Below are 20374 nucleotides of genomic sequence, written 5' to 3' on the forward strand. Positions count from 1 at the left end.
ACGCAGCTGAAGGAAATCTTTTATCGTCGGCAAGTGTTGGACAGAGGACAGACTTGCGGACGATAAGGCTCAGACCCGAAGGCCTGAGCAATAATCGTGGGGTACTTTACCGGAGAAATCAGAGTTACGCGGTTTCTACCGTCGGAAAACTCTTCACCAGTTCATCCAGAGCCTTGAGCTGAGCCAGGAATGGCTCCAGCTTGTCCAGACGCAAGGCGCAAGGGCCGTCGCATTTGGCATTGTCCGGATCCGGATGCGCTTCGAGGAACAGGCCGGCCAGCGATTGGCTGATGCCGGCCTTGGCCAGGTCAGTGACCTGGGCGCGACGACCACCGGCGGAATCGGAGCGACCACCGGGCATTTGGAGCGCGTGGGTCACGTCGAAGAATACCGGGTATTCAAACTGCTTCATGATGCCGAAGCCGAGCATGTCCACAACCAGGTTGTTGTAGCCGAAACTCGAACCGCGCTCGCAGAGGATCAACTGATCGTTACCCGCTTCTACGCACTTGCTCAGAATGTGTTTCATTTCATGAGGGGCGAGAAACTGGGCTTTCTTGATATTGATCACCGCGCCGGTCTTGGCCATGGCCACCACCAGATCGGTCTGACGCGACAGGAAGGCCGGCAACTGGATGATGTCGCAGACCTCCGCGACCACAGCAGCCTGTTCAGGCTCGTGGACGTCGGTAATGATCGGCACGCCGAACGCCTGCTTGATGTCCTGGAAAATCCGCATGCCCTCTTCCAGGCCGGGGCCACGGTAAGAGGTCACCGACGAACGGTTGGCCTTGTCGAAGCTGGCCTTGAATACGTAAGGGATACCGAGTTTCTCGGTGACCTTCACGTACTCTTCACAGACCTGCATGGCCATGTCGCGGCTTTCCAGCACATTCATGCCACCGAACAGCACCATCGGCTTATCGTTGGCGATCTCGATGTTGCCTACACGGATAATTTTCTGTGCCATGCTTTTCATCTCCGAGCTCAAGCCTTCTTCTGATGTTGGGTCAAAGCAGCCTTGACGAAACCGGTGAACAACGGATGGCCGTCGCGCGGAGTCGAGGTGAACTCAGGGTGGAACTGGCAAGCGACGAACCATGGATGATCCGGTGCTTCAACCACTTCGACCAACGCGCCATCACCGGAACGACCGGAGATTTTCAGACCGGCTTCGATCAGGCTCGGCAGCAGATTGTTGTTCACTTCATAACGATGACGATGACGTTCGACGATGACGTCCTTGGCATAGCAATCGTGAACCAGCGAGCCGGTTTCGAGCAGACAATCCTGCGCGCCCAGACGCATGGTGCCGCCCAGGTCGGAGGCTTCGGTACGGGTTTCGACCGCGCCGGTGGCATCTTCCCACTCGGTGATCAGGCCGACTACCGGGTGACCGCTGTTGCGATCGAACTCGGTGGAGTTGGCGTCTTTCCAGCCCAGCACATTACGCGCGAACTCGATCACCGCCACTTGCATGCCCAGGCAGATGCCCAGGTATGGAATCTTGTTTTCGCGAGCGAACTGGACGGCGGTAATCTTGCCTTCCACGCCACGCAGACCGAAGCCGCCCGGAACCAGGATTGCATCGACGCCTTCGAGCAGCGCGGTGCCCTGGTTCTCGATGTCTTCGGAATCGATATAACGCAGGTTGACCTTGGTGCGGTTGCTGATGCCGGCGTGACTCATCGCTTCGATCAGCGACTTGTAGGCGTCCAGCAGCTCCATGTACTTGCCGACCATGGCGATGGTGACTTCGTGCTCAGGATTGAGCTTGGCATCGACCACGGCTTCCCACTCGGACAGATCGGCACCGTTGCATTCCAGGCCGAAACGCTCGACGACGAAATCATCCAGGCCCTGGGAATGCAGGATTCCCGGAATCTTGTAGATGGTGTCGGCGTCTTCCAGCGCGATGACCGCACGTTCTTCAACGTTGGTGAACTGCGCGATCTTGCGACGCGACGCGATGTCGATCGGGTGGTCGGAACGGCACACCAGCACGTCTGGCTGCAGGCCGATGGATCGCAGTTCCTTGACCGAGTGCTGAGTAGGCTTGGTTTTGGTTTCGCCGGCAGTGGCGATGTATGGCACCAGCGTCAGGTGCATCAACATCGCGCGCTTGGCGCCAACTTCGAAACGCAGTTGACGAATCGCTTCGAGGAACGGTTGCGACTCGATGTCACCCACGGTGCCACCGATCTCGACCATGGCCACATCGGCATCGCCGGCGCCCTTGATGATCCGGCGCTTGATCTCGTCGGTGATGTGCGGAATCACCTGGATGGTTGCGCCCAGGTAATCACCACGGCGCTCCTTGCGCAGGACGTGTTCGTAGACACGGCCGGTGGTGAAGTTGTTGTTCTGGGTCATGGTCGTGCGGATGAACCGCTCGTAGTGACCCAGGTCCAGGTCGGTTTCGGCGCCGTCGTGGGTGACGAACACTTCACCGTGCTGGAACGGACTCATGGTGCCCGGATCGACGTTGATGTAGGGGTCCAGCTTGAGCATGGTGACCTTAAGTCCCCGCGCCTCCAGGATGGCCGCCAATGAAGCCGAGGCAATGCCTTTCCCCAATGAAGAAACAACACCGCCCGTGACGAAGATGTAGCGCGTCATGAAAAACCCTAGAAGTCTGCGTTAAAGCGGTCAGAGCCGCCGGGGAAAGCGAAGGAAGGCCGAAGCCCCCGATCACCTGCATTAATTACAGTGCATCTTTCGAAAAACTGCTGCGTTGGAACAGATCGGCACTGAACACCGATGCGGTACGCGCTACACATTTTTTGAGAATCGCCCAGCAAAGACTGCTTGGTAATCGGCAACTGCTGCAATTCTGGTGAATCTGCAGAAGTTGTATCAAGAAGGGAGCGTAGTCTACCGGAAAGCCCCTTTCAGCTCAAACCTTGATCGCTCGTCGGTAGCTGCCAATGCAATTGCCAGCATTCATGGGCACTTGCATCCAGTCCGGGAAGGTTTGCCACGGCCAATAGTTGCTCTTCGCGGTACAGCAGCGGCAATCTGCCACGGGCAAACAGCGGCAGGCCGCTTTCATTGAGCAAGCGCTTCAGGTCCCGATGACCACGTCCCGGCAGCTGCATGACTTCGCCACCCTGGCGGTAGCGAACCTGCAAGGGACCTTCGGGAATCTGGCCACTGAGGCGCAGCTGACCATTACCGGGCAACTGCAGGGGCGCTCCAGGGTCGGCCCAGACAGGCGCCGGCTCGACCGCTCGCAGCCAACCACCGGACAACCACCAGACTCGCCCGCCGGCCCGATGCAGCTCGCCGTCGGCCAGACACCAGACCGGTCGTGCATCGCCGGTTGCGTCGCGCAAGGTCTGCCAACCGCTCCAGTGGTCACTGTCGGGCAAACGACTCAGCGCTGCCAGCCAATGACTCAACGCATTGCGCTGGCGCGCCAGCGAGAGTTTTTCCAGAGGCGCCAATGCCAGCGAAGGCAATCCCAGCCAAGCGAACTGGCTGGACGTCACGGCCTCGCGCAGATCCATTTCTGCCAGCTCGTCAAGCAAGCCCTGCGCCTCGCTCAGATGCGCAGCACTGCGGGCGATGGTCACCACCGCCTGCGGCCAGCGTTCGGTCAGCACCGGGAATAGCTGATGGCGCAGATAATTGCGCGAATACTGCCGATCGTCATTGGAGGGATCCTCGATCCAGCTCAACTGCTGCTCAGAGGCATAGGCCTGCAACTCGGCTCGAGACATATCGAGCAATGGCCGCAGCAGATGTCCTGCGCCCAACGGACGTTGTTGCGGCATCGCCGCCAGCCCTCTCACCCCTGCCCCACGCAGCAGGCGAAACAGCAGCGTTTCCGCCTGATCGTCACGGTGCTGGGCGGTCAGCAGCACATCATTGGGCCCGGTCGCCGAAATGAAGGCGCCATAACGCGCATCCCGGGCGGCACGCTCAAGACTGGCGCCGGGCCGGACCTGCACGCGAACCACCTGCAGCGGCACACCCAAGGCCTCACAGACCGACTGACAATGCTCCGGCCACGCGTCGGCCACAGCCTGCAGGCCGTGGTGGACATGAATGGCGGTCAGCGTCGGGAGGGATTCGGTTTTCGCCAGTTGCGCGAGAAGGTGCAGCAGGACGGTGGAGTCGAGGCCGCCGGAGAAGGCGATGCGCCAGGTCGAGGCGTTGCGCCAGAGGGCCAGATTCAGAAGAAGCCTGGCTGGCAGATCATTGTTCATACTCGAGTGGACAGCCATTTGAATCACCTTTGCCGGCGAGATCGCCAAGATCGCAGCCTGCGGCAGCTCCTACGCTGATTATCGGGTACATCCGAATCCGTAGGAGCTGCCGAAGGCTGCGATCTTTCAAAGACAACCTCGGGCAAAAAGTCAGCCGCGAATCATAGACCGTAGCTCATCAGACGCTCGTAACGACGGGCCAGCAGCTCTTCGGTATCGAACTTCTTCAGCATCGCCAGCTGCGAACTGAGCTCGGCACGGATCGAAGCCGCGGCAGCGGCCGGATTACGGTGCGCGCCGCCCAGCGGTTCGCTGATGACCTTGTCGACGATGCCCAGGCCTTTCAGGCGCTCGGCAGTGATGCCCATGGCTTCTGCGGCATCCGGGGCCTTTTCGGCGGTTTTCCACAGAATCGAGGCGCAGCCTTCCGGCGAGATCACCGCGTAAGTCGAGTACTGCAGCATGTTCAGTTGATCGCAGACACCGATCGCCAACGCACCGCCGGAACCACCCTCACCGATCACGGTGGCGATGATTGGGGTTTTCAGGCGAGCCATGACCCGCAGGTTCCAGGCAATCGCTTCGCTCTGGTTGCGCTCTTCGGCGTCGATACCCGGGTAGGCACCCGGGGTGTCGATGAAGGTCAGGATCGGCATCTTGAAACGCTCGGCCATTTCCATCAGGCGGCAAGCCTTGCGATAGCCTTCCGGACGCGGCATGCCGAAGTTGCGGCGAACTTTCTCGCGCACTTCGCGGCCTTTCTGGTGACCGATGATCATCACCGGCTGGTCGTCCAGACGGGCAACGCCACCGACAATGGCGGCGTCATCGGAGAAGTGCCGATCGCCGTGCAGCTCATCGAACTCGGTGAAAATGTGATCGATGTAATCCAGGGTGTACGGGCGTCGCGGATGACGCGCCAGGCGGGCGATCTGCCAGCTGGTCAACTTGCCGAAGATGTCTTCGGTGAGCGTGCTGCTCTTGTCTTGCAGACGAGAGATTTCATCGCCGATATTCAGCGAATTGTCATTACCGACCAAGCGCAACTCTTCGATCTTGGCTTGCAGGTCGGCGATCGGCTGTTCGAAATCAAGAAAATTCGGGTTCATAGGCGTCCGTCTTGGGTCGACGTCCAAGGGAGCTTGGGCCGGCCGGTTGTCTATTCGCGCCCTACCTTAAGGGACAGGCGCGTTCAGGTCGAGATTAAAAATTTGGTCGAGATCAGGGCGCGCTCATTAATGGCAAAGAACGGCACCTGACCGTCAACGGTATTGGAGGAAGACGTTGTCTCGCCCGAACTGGTCACGCAGGGCTTGAATCAAGCTGTCTGCCGGGTCGATTCGCCAGGTCTCGCCAAACTGAAGCAAAGCCTTGGCGTCCTGGCCGGTGTACTCCATGGTAATCGGGCAGGCTCCGCGATGACGCTTGAACAACTCGCCCAGCCAGCGCAGCCGATCCCCTTTCAGGGCCTCGGTGCCGACCTTCAAACGCAGGCTTTCGGCCAAATTGGTGCGAGCATCTTCCATGCTCATCACCCGCTTAACCCGCAGGCGCAAGCCACCGGAGAAGTCGTCGTTGCTGACTTCGCCTTCGACCACCACCATCGCATCAGTCTGCAACAGCGACTGTGCCGAGTGGAACGCCTCGGCAAACAGCGATGCCTCGATCCGCGCCGAACGATCATCGAGGGTGATGAAGCCCATCTTGTCGCCCTTTTTGTTCTTCATCACCCGCAGGGCGATGATCATTCCCGCGACCGTCTGGGTATCCCGGGCCGGCTTCAGGTCGATGATGCGCTGTCGGGCGAAACGGCGGATTTCACCTTCGTATTCGTCGATCGGGTGGCCGGTCAGGTACAGGCCCAGGGTTTCTTTTTCCCCGCGCAGACGATCCTTGAGGGTTAGCTCCTTGGCCTTGCGGTGAGTAGCATAGACGTCGGCGTCCGCTTCGACGAACAGGCCACCAAACAGATCCGCATGCCCACTGTCATGGGTGCGAGCCGTTTGTTCCGCAGCCTTGATCGCCTCCTCCATCGCGGCCAGCAACACCGCCCGGTTCTGGTCGATGCTCGCTTGCCAGGCTTTAGGCTCATCATGGAAGTACGGACCAAGACGATCCAGTGCGCCACTACGAATCAAGCCGTCGAGGGTGCGCTTGTTGATACGTTTGAGGTCGACACGGGCGCAGAAGTCGAACAGATCCTTGAACGGACCTTCCTGGCGCGCCTCGCTGATGGCTTCCACCGGACCTTCGCCCACACCCTTGATCGCGCCGAGGCCGTAAACGATACGGCCCTCATCGTTCACCGTGAACTTGAACTCGGAGGTGTTCACGTCCGGGGCGTCGAGGCGCAGCTTCATGGTCCGCACTTCTTCGATCAAGGTCACGACCTTGTCGGTGTTATGCATATCCGCTGACAGTACCGCCGCCATGAACGGCGCCGGATAGTGGGTTTTGAGCCACGCAGTCTGGTACGACACCAGGCCATAGGCGGCGGAGTGGGATTTGTTGAAGCCGTAACCAGCGAATTTCTCCACCAGGTCGAAAATGTTACCCGCCAGGTCGGCATCGATATTGTTGGTCGCGCAACCTTCAATGAAACCGCCGCGCTGCTTGGCCATTTCCTCGGGTTTTTTCTTACCCATGGCTCGGCGCAGCATGTCCGCGCCACCGAGGGTGTAACCGGCCATGACCTGGGCGATCTGCATCACCTGTTCCTGATACAGGATGATGCCGTAGGTGGGCGCCAGTACTGGCTTCAAGCCGTCGTACTGATAGTCGATATGCGGGTACGCAAGCTCGGCACGACCGTGCTTGCGGTTGATGAAGTCATCCACCATGCCCGATTGCAGCGGGCCGGGACGGAACAGGGCCACCAAGGCGATCAAGTCTTCCAGGCAGTCGGGCTTGAGCTTTTTGATCAGCTCTTTCATGCCCCTGGACTCGAGCTGGAACACCGCGGTGGTTTCGGCCTTTTGCAGCAGCTGGTACGTCGGCTTGTCATCCAGCGGGATAAAGGCGATGTCCAGCGGCGGCTGGTCGACCTTGGCGCGTTCGCGGTTGATGGTCTTCAACGCCCAGTCGATGATCGTCAGGGTCCGCAGGCCGAGGAAGTCGAACTTCACCAGACCGGCCGCCTCGACGTCGTCCTTGTCGAACTGGGTCACCAGGCCGTCGCCGGCTTCATCGCAATAGATCGGTGAGAAGTCGGTGAGCTTGGTCGGTGCGATCACCACGCCACCGGCGTGTTTACCCACGTTACGCACAACGCCTTCGAGCTTGCGGGCCATCTCCCAGATTTCCGCGGCCTCTTCATCGATCTTGATGAAGTCCCGCAGGATCTCTTCCTGCTCGTAGGCTTTTTCCAGGGTCATGCCGACTTCGAAGGGAATCATCTTCGACAGCCGATCCGCCAGGCCGTAGGACTTGCCTTGCACCCGCGCAACGTCACGGATCACCGCTTTCGCCGCCATGGAGCCGAAGGTGATGATCTGACTCACCGCGTTGCGACCGTATTTATCGGCCACGTAATCGATCACCCGATCGCGACCGTCCATGCAGAAGTCGACGTCGAAGTCGGGCATGGAGACCCGTTCCGGGTTAAGGAAACGTTCGAACAGCAGATCGTATTCCAACGGGTCGAGGTCGGTGATCTTCTGTACATAGGCGACCAGCGACCCGGCGCCCGACCCACGGCCAGGACCTACCGGCACGCCGTTGTTCTTGGCCCACTGGATAAAGTCCATAACGATCAGGAAGTAACCGGGGAAGCCCATCTGGATGATGATATCCAGCTCGAAATTCAGCCGATCGACATAGACCTGACGCTTGGCATCGTAGTCCTCGGTAGTGTCCTTGGGCAGCAGAACGCTCAGGCGATCCTCGAGGCCGTCGAACGACACCTTGCGAAAATATTCGTCGATGGTCATGCCATCGGGAATCGGGAAGTTAGGCAGGAAGTGTTTGCCAAGCTTCACTTCGATGTTGCAGCGCTTGGCAATCTCGACGGAGTTTTCCAGCGCCTCGGGCAAATCGCTGAACAGCTCGGCCATTTCCTCGGCGCTTTTCAGGTACTGCTGATCGCTGTAGTTCTTCGACCGCCGCGGATCGTCGAGGGCGCGACCTTCGCCGATGCAGACGCGGGTTTCGTGGGCCTCGAAGTCTTGCTGCTTGATAAAGCGCACGTCGTTGGTCGCGACCAATGGCGCGCCGAGCTTCTCGGCCAGGGCCACGGCCGCGTGTAGATGCTCTTCGTCGTTCGGGCGGTTGGTGCGCTGCACTTCCAGATAGAAACGATCCGGGAACACCGCCATCCAGTCACGCGCCAGGGTTTCGGCTTCCTGCGGATTGCCGCCAAGCAGGGCGATACCGACTTCGCCCTCCTTCGCCGCCGACAGCATGATCACGCCTTCGCTGGCCTCGGCCACCCACTCGCGCTCGATGATGATCGAGCCATTGCGCTGACCGTCGATAAAGCCGCGGGAGATCAATTCGGTGAGGTTGCGATAGCCGACACCGTTCATGGCCAGCAGGCTGATGCGGCTCAGGGAGTTTTCAGGATCCTTGTTCGACAACCACAGGTCGGCACCACAGATCGGCTTGATCCCGGCGCCCATGGCCGCCTTGTAGAACTTGACCAGCGAACACATGTTGTTCTGGTCGGTGACCGCCACGGCAGGCATGTTCATGCCGACCAGGGTCTTGACCAGCGGTTTGATCCGCACCAGACCGTCGACCAGGGAGTATTCAGTGTGCAGGCGTAGATGAACGAATGAAGCCGGCATAGTGATCCTGTGTAGAACTCGAAAACGACAAGGCCCGGATTGTACCGGGCCCTGAGCAAAACATCAGCCTGTTGACTAAACCTTGATCAAACCTTCGAGGGCCTCATAAGCCAGCCGCACCGGAGCGAAAGAGCGTCGATGAATCGGCGTCGGCCCCAGGCGGGCCAAGGCCTCCAGGTGTACTGGAGTCGGATAGCCCTTGTGCCCACCGATACCGTAACCCGGGTAAATCAATTCGAAAGCAGCCATTTCACGGTCACGGCTGACTTTGGCCAGGATCGAAGCCGCAGCGATTGCCGGCACCTTGCCATCACCCTGGATGACCGCTTCGGCACGCATCGACAGCTTCGGGCAACGATTGCCATCGATCATTGCCAGTTTCGGTGTGATGCTCAGCCCTTCCACCGCGCGCTGCATGGCCAGCATGGTGGCATGCAGAATGTTCAACTCGTCGATTTCCTCGACTTCGGCGCGAGCAATGCACCAGCTCAGAGCCTTTTCGCAGATTTCGTCGTAAAGCTTTTCGCGGCGGGCTTCAGTGAGCTTCTTCGAGTCGTTGAGGCCGAGAATCGGCCGGCGCGGATCGAGAATCACCGCCGCGGTAACCACGGCACCACACAACGGGCCACGACCGACCTCATCGACACCTGCAACCAGATCTTCAGCATCGGCGACCAAGGTAAAATCCAACCCCATCTGCATCTTTAACTTACTCATTGTAGTGTGCCGATCAGCTTCAGTACCGCTTCAGCAGCCTGATTCGAGGCATCGCGACGCAATGTCCGGTGGATCTGGTCGAAGCCTCTGGTCTGCTCTTCACCGTCTTCGATCAATGGAGACAATGTCTGCGCCAGAGCCTCGGCAGTTGCATCGTCCTGCAACAACTCGGGCACCAGCAAACGCTGCGCCAGCAAGTTGGGCAAAGAGATGTAGGGGCTTTTGACCATGCGTTTGAGAATCCAGAACGTCAGCGGCGCCAGGCGATAAGCAACCACCATCGGCCGCTTGTACAGCAGGGCTTCCAGGGTCGCGGTGCCAGAGGCAATCAGTACTGCGTCGCAGGCGGCAAGTGCCTGGTGGGAGCGACCGTCGAGCAGGGTCAGCGGCAAGTCGCGGCCGGCCAGCAACTCTTCGAGCTGCGCGCGGCGCTCGGGACTGGCGCAGGGCATGACAAACCGCACACCCGGACGCATGGCACGCAGGCGCTCGGCGGCATCGAGAAACAGCCCGCCGAGCCGGCCGACTTCCCCGCCACGACTGCCTGGCATCAACGCCACCAGCGGGCCGGCGGGTAATCCGAGTTCGGCACGAGCCGCGGCACGATCCGCTTGCAGCGGGATCGCATCGGCCAGGGAGTGCCCGACAAAACGCACCGGCACGCCCTTCTCTTCGTAGAATTTCGCCTCGAACGGAAACAGCGTCAGCATCAGATCGCAGCCTTCGCGGATCTTCAGTACGCGTTTCTGACGCCAGGCCCAGACTGACGGGCTGACGTAATGTACGGTCTTGATCCCGGCCTGACGCAGTTTGAGTTCAATATTGAGGGTGAAGTCCGGTGCATCGATACCGATGAATACATCCGGCTTTTCGGCGATCAGTGTCTTGATCAGCTGTTTGCGCCGAGCCAGCAGCTCGCGTAAACGCCCCAGAACCTCGACCAGCCCCATGACGGCCAGGCGTTCCATCGGGAAATAGGAGGTCAAGCCTTCGGCCTGCATCAGCGGACCGCCGACGCCAATAAATTCAACCGAGGGATGCCGGGTCTTGAGCGCGCGCATCAAACCCGCGCCGAGAATATCGCCGGAAGCTTCGCCTGCCACCAGTGCAACACGCAAAGTGGCCATGATTAGCGAGTAATGCCGCGAGTCGAAGACTGGATCGAATCTCGGAACACGGCGACTTCAGGAAACTGTGCAGACGACTCGGCCAGCTCAGCCAACGCCTGATCGACAGTCAGCCCCTGGCGGTAAACCACCTTGTAGGCACGACGCAGGGCGTGAATAGCGTCTTCGCTGAAACCGCGACGGCGCATGCCTTCGAAGTTCATGCTGCGGGCCTCGGCAGGATTGCCGAACACCGTGACATAAGCCGGAACATCTTTGCCGATGGCGGTACCCATACCGGAAAAGCTGTGGGCGCCGATATGGCAGTACTGGTGAACCAGGGTAAAACCGGAGAGGATTGCCCAGTCTTCAACGTGTACATGGCCAGCCAACGCGGTGTTGTTGACCAGGATGCAGTGGTTGCCGATGACGCTGTCGTGACCGATGTGGGCATAGGCCATGATCAGATTGTGATCGCCCAGGGTCGTTTCGGCACGATCCTGAATGGTCCCACGGTGAATCGTCACGCCTTCGCGGATGACGTTATGGTCACCAATCACCAGGCGGGTTTCTTCGCCTTTGTATTTCAGATCGGGCGTGTCCTCACCTACCGAGGAAAACTGGTAGATGCGGTTGTGCTTACCGATTCGGGTCGGGCCCTTGAGAATCACATGCGGCCCGATCACTGTACCCTCGCCGATTTCCACACCAGCGCCGACGATCGACCAAGGGCCGACCTCGACGTCGTCGGCCAGAATGGCCGTCGGATCGATGATTGCGCGAGGGTCAATCAAACTCATAGTTTGCGTTCCGCGCAGATGATTTCCGCGGAACAGACCGGCTTGCCGTCGACCGAAGCCCGGCATTCGAACTTCCAGATCTGACGCTTGCAGCTCAAGAATGTGGCTTCGAGTATGAGCTGGTCACCTGGCGTTACCGGCTGGCGGAAGCGCAGCTTGTCGGAACCGACGAAGTAGTAAAGGGTGCCATCGGCAGGCTTCACATCCAGCATCTTGAAACCAAGAATACCGGCAGCCTGAGCCATCGCCTCGATGATCAGTACGCCCGGCATGATCGGATGCGCCGGGAAGTGACCATTGAAGAAAGGTTCGTTGATGCTGACATTCTTGTAGGCACGAATGTACTTGGCCTCCACATTCAGCTCCGCTACACGATCCACCAGCAGGAACGGGTAACGATGAGGCAGGTATTCGCGAATCTCGTTGATGTCCATCATTTCGGGGGGAAGCCTATGTAAAGATTGGGAGCGCGCGATTGACGCGCTCTCCTCTAGCAAATCAAGGAGGCAGTCTAGCGGCTGTGCACACTTGATATGGAAATGGTATCAGCCATCTGATGAAGCATTACCGCCAGGGGTCACGTCCCCTACACGCTTTTCCAGTTGTCGCAGACGTCGCGCGATGTCATCGAGCTGACGGATCCGCGCCGCGCTTTTGCGCCATTCGGCAGCCGGTTGCATCGCTGTACCGGATGAATAGGAACCCGGCTCGGTGATCGAATGGGTGACCATGGTCATTCCGGTCAAGAACACGTTGTCGCAAATTTCGATGTGCCCAACCAGCCCTACGCCACCGGCAAGCATGCAATGCTTGCCGATTTTGGTGCTGCCGGAAATCCCCACGCACGCCGCCATGGCGGTGTGATCACCGACCTGCACGTTGTGAGCGATCTGAATCTGGTTATCGAGTTTCACCCCATTGCCGATCACGGTGTCGGCCAACGCGCCGCGGTCGATAGCGGTATTCACGCCAATCTCCACATCGTCACCGATCAATACGCCACCGATCTGGGCAATTTTCTGCCAGACGCCTTTCTCGTTGGCAAAGCCGAAGCCTTCACCGCCCAGCACCGCGCCGGACTGAATGACTACTCGCTTGCCGATCCGCACGTCGTGGTACAACGTTACCCGCGGTGCCAGCCAGCCGTCTTCGCCGATTTCACAGCGGGCTCCGACAAAACAATGAGCCCCGACCGTGACGCCAGCGGCAATCCGTGCAGCGCTTTCGATCACCGCGAAGGCACCGATGCTCGCCGCCGGATCAACCACCGCGCCCTCAGCCACGACCGCGGTCGGATGAATACCGGCACTGGCCTTGGGCTTGGGGTCGAACAGATGGGAAATCCGTGCATAGGCAAGGTACGGGTCGGCCACCACCAGTGCATCGCCTGCAAAACCTTCGGCGTCAGCGGCCTTCAGCAACACGGCTGCGGCATGGCTGTCGGCCAGGTATTTACGGTATTGGGGGTTTGCCAGAAAACTCAACTGAGCTGGGCCTGCCTCCTGCAAGGTGGCCAGCCCAGTGATTTCTTTCTCCGGGTCGCCACGCAAGGTGGCGTCGAGGAACTCGGCCAGCTGGCCGAGCTTTATAGTCGCGGCCATGGATTACTTCAGCTGATTCATGCGCTCGATAACCTGGCGCGTGATGTCGTACTGAGGCTTGACATCAATTACTGCGCCACGCTCGAAGACCAGGTCAAAAGCACCTTTCTTGATGACTTCTTCCACAGCGCTGTCCAGTTTCGGCTTGAGCTGTTTCAACATTTCACGGTCGGCAACGGCTTTGGCTTCGTTCAATTCCTTGGACTGGAACTGGAAGTCACGGGCCTTTTGCTTGAACTCGAGCTCAAGGCGCTCACGCTCGCCCTGGGCCATCTTGTCACCCCCACTGACCAGACGGTCCTGGATGCCTTTGGCGCTGCTTTCCAGGCTTTTCAGCTTGCTCAGCTGCGGGCCGAATTTCTTCTCGGCATCCACTGCGTATTTTTTCGCCGCGTTGGATTCCAGCAGTGCCATTTGGTAGTTCAGTACTGCAATTTTCATTTCGGCAAATGCCGGGGTCGCTACCAGGACTGTCGCCAGGAGAACCAATTGAGTCAACTTACGCACGATGCACTCCTACAAAATCCATTGTCGTTATCTTGGGTCAGACTCTTAGAAAGTCTGGCCGAGGGAGAATTGGAACACCTGGGTCTCAGCGTCATCCGGTTCTTTGATCGGCATCGCCAAAGCAAAACTTAACGGTCCAAGAGCGGTAATCCAGGTCACGCCGACACCGACGGAGCTGGCCAGACCGTCAAGGCCGATGTCGTTGCAATCAACCTTTTTGCCGGAAGCAGATAGCTTGCTCGAACTGCAATTGCTGTCGAACACGTTACCCACGTCCCAGAACACCGAGGTCCGCAACGAGCGTTGATCTTTCACGAATGGCAGAGGGAACAGGAGTTCCACACCACCTTGAATCAACACGTTACCACCGAACGGCAGCGGATCCTGGTCCGGGTCTTTGAGGGTACCCGGATTCGTGCCCTGGCTAGGCGTGCTACGCGGCCCCAGAGTACTGTCCTTGAAACCGCGAACCGAGTTGAAACCACCGGCGTAATAGTTCTCGTAGAACGGTAGACCATCGGTCGAACCGTAGCCATCGCCATAACCCAGCTCCGTGTGCAGGCGCATGGTGTAGTTTTCAGTCAACGGCTGGAACAGCTGGCCGCGGTAGTCGAGCTTGAAGAACGACAGGTCGCTGCCAGGGGTAGTGGCTTCCAGCACCAGGCTTTGGGAGTGACCACGAGTAGCCAGCACACCCTTGTTCAGGGTCGACTCGGACCAACCGGCCGAAGCCTTGAAGTTCAGGTAGTTATCGCCTTCCTTTTCAACGAAGTCGAAAATCTCGTCAACGGTGTAGCGACCGGTCTTGATCTTGTCTTGTTGCGCAGTCAGGCCGAAGGTCAGACGCGCGGTCTCGCTGATCGGGTAACCGACGCTGACGCCAGCACCCAGGCTGTCTACCGCATAGCTTGCAACATCGACATCGAGCTCGTCGTAGTCAGTGGTGCGATAGAACGCGTTGTAACCCAGGCTGACACCGTCAGCAGTCCAGTAGGGGTCGACATAACCGAAGTTATAGCGGCTCTGGTATTCGCTGCGGGTCAAGCCGACGCTGACCTTGTTCCCGGTACCGAGGAAGTTGTTCTGGGTAATCGAACCACCGAGGATCAGGCCGGCGCTCTGGGCGAAACCGACACTGGCGGTGATCGAACCGGAAGCTTGTTCTTCGACGCTGTAGTTGACGTCGACCTGGTCGTCGGTGCCTGGTACGGCCGGCGTCTCGACGTTGACTTCCTTGAAGAAGCCCAGGCGCTCCAGACGGGTTTTCGACTGGTCGATCAGGTAGGTCGAAGCCCAGCCGCCTTCCATCTGACGCATTTCCCGACGCAGCACTTCGTCTTCCGACTTGGTATTGCCACGGAAGTTGATACGGTTCACGTAGGCACGCTTGCCCGGGTCAACCACGAAAGTGATATCGACCGTGTGGTCTTCCTCATGGGGCTGCGGCACGCCGTTGACGTTGGCGAAGGTATAACCTTCGTTGCCCAGGCGACGGGTGATCAACTCGGAGGTAGTGGTCATCAGCTTGCGCGAGAATACCTGGCCCTTCTGCACCAGCAGCAACGACTTGACCTGGTCTTCAGGCACTTTCAAGTCACCGCTCAGTTTGACGTCACGAACGCTGTACTTATCGCCTTCGTTGACGTTCACCGTGATGTAGACGTGTTTCTTGTCCGGGGTGATCGATACCTGGGTCGAAGCGATATCCATGTTGATATAGCCGCGATCCAGGTAGTAGGAACGCAGACGCTCCAGGTCACCGGAGAGTTTTTCACGGGCATACTTGTCATCGTTCTTGAAGAACGACAGCCAGTTGGAAGTCTTGAGCTCGAACAGGTCGATCAGGTCTTCATCGGGGAAGACCGTGTTACCCACCACGTTGATGTGCTGGATGGCAGCGACCGTGCCTTCGTTGATATTGACCTTCAAGGCAACGCGGTTGCGCGGCTGCGGCACCACTTCGGTATCGACCGTCGCAGAGTAGCGGCCTTGCGCGACATATTGACGCTGCAGCTCGTTACGCACCCCTTCAAGGGTCGCACGCTGGAAGATCTCGCCTTCGGCCAGACCGGATTGCTTGAGACCTTTCATCAGGTCTTCAGTGGAAATCGCCTTGTTACCCTCGATCTCGATACTGGCGACCGAGGGTCTTTCGACTACAGTGATAACCAGGACATTGCCTTCGCGGCCCAGCTGGATATCTTGAAAGAAACCGGTTTTGAACAACGCACGAGTGGATTCCACCAGACGACGATCGTCCGCCTGCTCGCCGACGTTCAACGGCAAGGCACCAAAGACACTACCCGCGGAGACCCGCTGGAGGCCATTGACGCGAATATCGGAGATAGTGAAGGACTCAGCGTGAACTTCGGCGATCATCAATACGGAGAGAACCGCAGTTAGCAGCAGACGTTTCATGAAGTCCTTTCTTATTCCAACTGGCAATAAACAAACTGCCGCAAAATGCGGCAGATTCGCAATTCAGCGAAGCGTTACAGTCGTCCCAGATCGTTGACCAGAGCAAGCAACATCACCCCGACCACCAAACTGATACCGATCTGTATCCCCCAACCCTGCACCCGATCTGACAAGGGACGACCACGCGCCCACTCGATCAGATAAAACAACAAATGCCCCCCATCCAGTACAGGAATGGGCAACAAATTCAGAACACCCAGGCTAATACTCAGATAAGCCAGGAAATTCAGGAAATCAGCGACGCCCGACTGGGCAGAAGCGCCCGCCACTTTAGCAATGGTTATCGGTCCACTCAAGTTTTTTACCGAGAGCTCGCCGAACAACATTTTCTTTAGTGAATCAAGGGTCAGGACGCTCATGGTCCAGGTACGTCGAGCACCCTCGCCAATCGCCTCCAGGGGACCGTAGCTGACCTCGCGGATCATGGACGATGGCCAATCGACAGCTTTTACCCCTGCGCCGAGATATCCGGTGGCGACTTTCGCCTTGCCCTTGGCAGCCAAAGTAACAGGGACGTCGATTTGAGCACCGTCACGCTCGACCCGCAGCACAATTTTGGTTTCAGGACGTACACGGACCTGATCAACCACTTGCTGCCAATCGCTCAACGCCTGGCCATCGAGTGCCAACAGGCGGTCACCGGTTTTCAGCCCGGCAGCCTGGGCCGGTCCGTTGGGATCCAGCTCAGCCAACACCGGCGGCAAGGCCGGACGCCACGGACGAATCCCCAGGGATTGAATCGGATCGGGCTCGTCAGCACCTTTGAGCCACTTGTCCAACACCAGCTCGCGAGGCGAGTCGGCGGTCGAACCTTCTTCACGCACCAGCACCTGCAGGGAACCACTTTCGCCCAACCGGCGTACCAGTTGCAGATTCACCGCGGCCCAACCCGTAGTTGGTTCACCATCGATCGCGACGATTTCCTGGCCCGGACTCAACCCGGCCCTGGCGGCAATACTGCCGATTTCAACGTTACCAATGACCGGCCGCACCTGCTCGCTGCCGAGCATGGCCAAGACCCAGAAAAACACCAGGGCCAGCAAGAAGTTGGCTATCGGACCGGCCGCGACTATAGCGATACGCTGGCGAACCGACTTGCGATTGAAGGATTGATCGAGCTGATCGAGCGGCACGTCGCCTTCGCGCTCGTCGAGCATTTTCACGTAGCCACCCAAGGGAATGGCAGCAATCACGAACTCCGTGCCGCGGCGATCATGCCAGCGCAGCAGTGGCATACCGAAACCCACAGAGAAGCGCAGAACCTTGACGCCGCAACGGCGCGCCACCCAAAAGTGGCCGAATTCGTGGAAGGTGACCAGCACGCCCAGAGCAACCAGGGTGCCGACAATCATATAGAGCGCGCTCATCTACTTTCTCCGCATTCCTATCCAGTGCCGATACGCTCGGACCCGCCGCAACGTCTATCGCCCGTGGCGACTCAACCATTGCTCGGTCAGGGTGCGGGCTTTGGCGTCAGCCGAGAACACCGCGTCGAGCTCTTCGACGGCTACCACAGGCTCGAGGTTCAATACTTCCTCGATGATACTCGCGATCTCCGGGTAGCGGATGCGCCGTTCGAGAAAGGCTGCTACCGCTACTTCATTTGCTGCGTTCAACATGGCGGGCGCACTGTTACCCGCCTCCGCCGCCTGACGGGCGAGCCGCAGACAGGGGAAGCGCTGTTCATCAGGCGCCTGGAAGTCCAGGCGCGCGATAGAGAACAGATCAAGAGGCGCCACACCGGAATCTATTCGTTCCGGCCAGGCCAGGGCATTGGCGATCGGCGTGCGCATATCGGGGTTGCCCAATTGTGCCAATACCGAGCCGTCGACGTAGTCCACCAGCGAATGAATCACGCTCTGCGGATGAATCACCACTTCGACTTGCGCAGGCAGGGCATCGAACAGCCAGCAAGCCTCGATCAACTCGAGGCCTTTGTTCATCATGCTTGCCGAATCCACCGAAATCTTGCGACCCATCGACCAATTGGGATGGGCGCAGGCCTGCTCGGGCGTTACATGCTCAAGCTCGGCCAGAGGCGTCTGGCGGAACGGACCGCCCGATGCGGTCAGCAGGATCCGCCGGACCCCGACAGCCCCAAGCCCGCGGGCAAAGTCATTGGGCATGCACTGAAAAATTGCGTTGTGCTCGCTGTCGATCGGCAACAGCACCGAACCGCTCTTGCGCACCGCCTGCATGAACAAGGCGCCGGACATCACCAGCGCTTCCTTGTTGGCCAGCAGAATCTTCTTGCCGGCTTCGACCGCCGCCAGGGTCGGACGCAAACCCGCCGCCCCGACGATCGCCGCCATTACCGCGTCGACCTGAGGATCGGCCGCGACCTGGCACAAACCCTCCTCCCCCACCAGAACACGGGTCTGCAGACCCGCCGCCCGCAGATCGTCCTGCAGCCTGCGTGCAACGCCGACCTCAGGAACGACCGCGAAGCGCGGCGTGTGGCGCACGCACAAGGCCAGCAGCTCGCTCAGCCGACTGAATCCGCTCAAGGCGAACACCTGATAACGCTCGGGATGCCGGGCAATGACATCGAGGGTGCTCAGGCCAATCGAGCCGGTCGCGCCCAGCACGGTAATCTGCTGTGGGCGATTCACGGCGCAGCCATCCACAACAGGACGGCAAATACCGGAATGGCCGCGGTCAGGCTATCGATGCGATCCAGCACACCGCCATGGCCCGGCAACAGACTGCTGCTGTCCTTGATCCCTGACTGACGCTTGAACATGCTTTCGGTCAGGTCACCGACCACCGAAATCAGCACGACAATCGCCGCGCCGATCAAGCCCATCAGCATCTGCGCCGCGCTCCAGTCACGGACCAGGCCGACAACGGCAGTGATCAGCAAGCTGGCCAGCAAACCGCCATAAACCCCTTCCCAGCTCTTGCCCGGACTGACCTTCGGCGCCAGCTTGCGCTTGCCAAAGGCCCTGCCGGAAAAATAGGCGCCGATATCAGCCCCCCAGACCAGCACCATTACCGCCATGATCAGCCAGTTGCCCAAAGGCTGCTGCTTGATCAGGACCAGCCCTTGCCAGGCCGGCAACAGGATCAACAGACCAATCACCAACTTGCTAGCCGCACTGGCCCATTGCTCACTGGTGCGTGGATAAGTCAGCACCAGGAAGGTTGCCAGCGACCACCAGATCACCGCCGCAGCCAGCACCCACGGCGCCAGACCGGGCAGCACATGCATGAAAAACAGCAGCAGCGCGACCAGGGCCGCGTAGGCAACCCGTACCGGCTGGGCAGTAAAACCAGCCAGCCGAGCCCACTCCCAGGCAGCCAGGGTCACCACCAATCCAATAAATAACGCAAAACCGGTGCCTTCCAGCAGGAAAAACCCGCACAAGGCGATCGGCAACAGGATCAGCGCGGTGATGATTCGTTGTTTAAGCATTAAACCCGGGCTCCCGCTTCGACCTGTTCGCTCGTTTTACCGAAGCGGCGTTGGCGAGAAGCGTAATCGGCCAGCGCAGTGCGCATGGCATCGTGTTTGAAGTCCGGCCAGAACAGGTCGGAGAAATACAGTTCGGCGTACGCCAACTGCCACAACAGGAAGTTGCTGATGCGGTGTTCACCACCCGTACGGATGCACAGGTCCGGCAGGGGCAGATCGCCCGTTGCCAGACAGGTCTGCAACAATTCGGGAGTGATGTCTTCGGGGCGCAGATGCCCGGCCTGAACCTCGCGCGCCAGGTGCTGGGCAGCCTGGGCAATATCCCACTGGCCGCCATAGTTGGCCGCGATCTGCAGGACAAAACGATTGCTGCCCGCCGTCAACGCTTCGACTTCCCGCATGGCCGCCTGCAGCTCCGGATGGAAGCGCGAGCGGTCACCGATGATGCGCAGGCTGATGTTGTTGTCGTTGAGGCGCCTGGCCTCCCTACGCAGCGCCTTGAAGAACAGATCCATCAAGGCACTGACTTCGGCGGCCGGGCGCTGCCAGTTCTCACTGGAAAAGGCAAACAGGGTCAATACTTCGACCTTGGCCTCAGCACACACTTCAATGACCGCACGAACAGCATCGACGCCGGCTTTATGCCCGGCAACACCCGGCATAAAGCGCTTTTTCGCCCAGCGATTATTACCATCCATGATGATCGCCACGTGACGTGGCACCGAAGACACTACAGCCTGCTTGGTCTTTTCCAT

At 59.1% G+C, this 20374-nt stretch carries 16 protein-coding genes; all 16 read right to left on the minus strand.

Features of this window, described 5'->3' with window-relative positions; translation table 11 throughout:
* Positions 1–124: 124 nt before the first annotated feature.
* Positions 125–970: a 3-deoxy-8-phosphooctulonate synthase gene (gene kdsA, locus ACA064_RS26045; protein ID WP_150645060.1), complete on the minus strand. Its 846-nt coding sequence runs from the start codon at positions 968–970 to the stop codon at positions 125–127.
* Positions 971–987: 17 nt separating this feature from the next.
* Entirely contained in the window at positions 988–2619 is a 1632-nt protein-coding gene (gene pyrG / locus ACA064_RS26050; RefSeq protein ID WP_497670690.1) for a CTP synthase, read from the minus strand.
* Between the two features lie 272 nt (positions 2620–2891).
* Entirely contained in the window at positions 2892–4229 is a 1338-nt protein-coding gene (gene tilS, locus ACA064_RS26055) for a tRNA lysidine(34) synthetase TilS (protein ID WP_497670691.1), read from the minus strand.
* Positions 4230–4372: 143 nt separating this feature from the next.
* Positions 4373–5320, minus strand: coding sequence for an acetyl-CoA carboxylase carboxyl transferase subunit alpha (accA, locus tag ACA064_RS26060; RefSeq protein ID WP_497670692.1), 948 nt, complete (start codon positions 5318–5320; stop codon positions 4373–4375).
* Positions 5321–5473: 153 nt separating this feature from the next.
* Complete coding sequence (gene dnaE / locus ACA064_RS26065; RefSeq protein ID WP_497670693.1) at positions 5474–8995, minus strand: DNA polymerase III subunit alpha; 3522 nt, start codon at positions 8993–8995, stop codon at positions 5474–5476.
* 75 nt (positions 8996–9070) lie between these two features.
* Positions 9071–9697, minus strand: a complete 627-nt coding sequence (rnhB, locus tag ACA064_RS26070; RefSeq protein ID WP_489362468.1) for a ribonuclease HII — start codon at positions 9695–9697, stop codon at positions 9071–9073.
* An 11-nt stretch (positions 9698–9708) separates the two neighbouring features.
* Positions 9709–10839: a lipid-A-disaccharide synthase gene (gene lpxB / locus ACA064_RS26075; protein ID WP_497670694.1), complete on the minus strand. Its 1131-nt coding sequence runs from the start codon at positions 10837–10839 to the stop codon at positions 9709–9711.
* A 2-nt stretch (positions 10840–10841) separates the two neighbouring features.
* Positions 10842–11618, minus strand: a complete 777-nt coding sequence (gene lpxA / locus ACA064_RS26080) for an acyl-ACP--UDP-N-acetylglucosamine O-acyltransferase (RefSeq protein ID WP_497670695.1) — start codon at positions 11616–11618, stop codon at positions 10842–10844.
* The gene (gene fabZ, locus ACA064_RS26085) at positions 11615–12055 is read right to left on the minus strand and encodes a 3-hydroxyacyl-ACP dehydratase FabZ (RefSeq protein ID WP_150803690.1); all 441 of its coding nucleotides are present in this window, start codon (positions 12053–12055) and stop codon (positions 11615–11617) included. Before fabZ ends, lpxA begins: the two co-directional genes overlap by 4 nt.
* 108 nt (positions 12056–12163) lie before the next feature.
* Entirely contained in the window at positions 12164–13219 is a 1056-nt protein-coding gene (lpxD, locus tag ACA064_RS26090; RefSeq protein ID WP_497670696.1) for a UDP-3-O-(3-hydroxymyristoyl)glucosamine N-acyltransferase, read from the minus strand.
* A gap of 3 nt (positions 13220–13222) precedes the next feature.
* The gene (locus ACA064_RS26095; protein WP_497670697.1) at positions 13223–13726 is read right to left on the minus strand and encodes an OmpH/Skp family outer membrane protein; all 504 of its coding nucleotides are present in this window, start codon (positions 13724–13726) and stop codon (positions 13223–13225) included.
* 45 nt (positions 13727–13771) lie between these two features.
* Positions 13772–16144 carry an outer membrane protein assembly factor BamA gene (gene bamA, locus ACA064_RS26100; protein WP_497670698.1) on the minus strand — a complete coding sequence of 791 codons (2373 nt, stop codon included), beginning with the start codon at positions 16142–16144 and terminating at the stop codon, positions 13772–13774.
* Positions 16145–16218: 74 nt separating this feature from the next.
* Positions 16219–17571, minus strand: coding sequence for a sigma E protease regulator RseP (gene rseP / locus ACA064_RS26105; protein ID WP_497670699.1), 1353 nt, complete (start codon positions 17569–17571; stop codon positions 16219–16221).
* A 54-nt stretch (positions 17572–17625) separates the two neighbouring features.
* Positions 17626–18816 carry a 1-deoxy-D-xylulose-5-phosphate reductoisomerase gene (gene ispC, locus ACA064_RS26110; RefSeq protein WP_497670700.1) on the minus strand — a complete coding sequence of 397 codons (1191 nt, stop codon included), beginning with the start codon at positions 18814–18816 and terminating at the stop codon, positions 17626–17628.
* Positions 18813–19619, minus strand: a complete 807-nt coding sequence (locus ACA064_RS26115) for a phosphatidate cytidylyltransferase (protein ID WP_497670701.1) — start codon at positions 19617–19619, stop codon at positions 18813–18815. Before ACA064_RS26115 ends, ispC begins: the two co-directional genes overlap by 4 nt.
* On the minus strand, positions 19619–20374 hold the full coding sequence (uppS, locus tag ACA064_RS26120; RefSeq protein ID WP_497670702.1) for a polyprenyl diphosphate synthase: 756 nt from the start codon (positions 20372–20374) through the stop codon (positions 19619–19621). The genes ACA064_RS26115 and uppS overlap by 1 nt, the downstream gene beginning before the upstream one ends.

The organism is Pseudomonas sp. LBUM1658, from assembly GCF_059716055.1.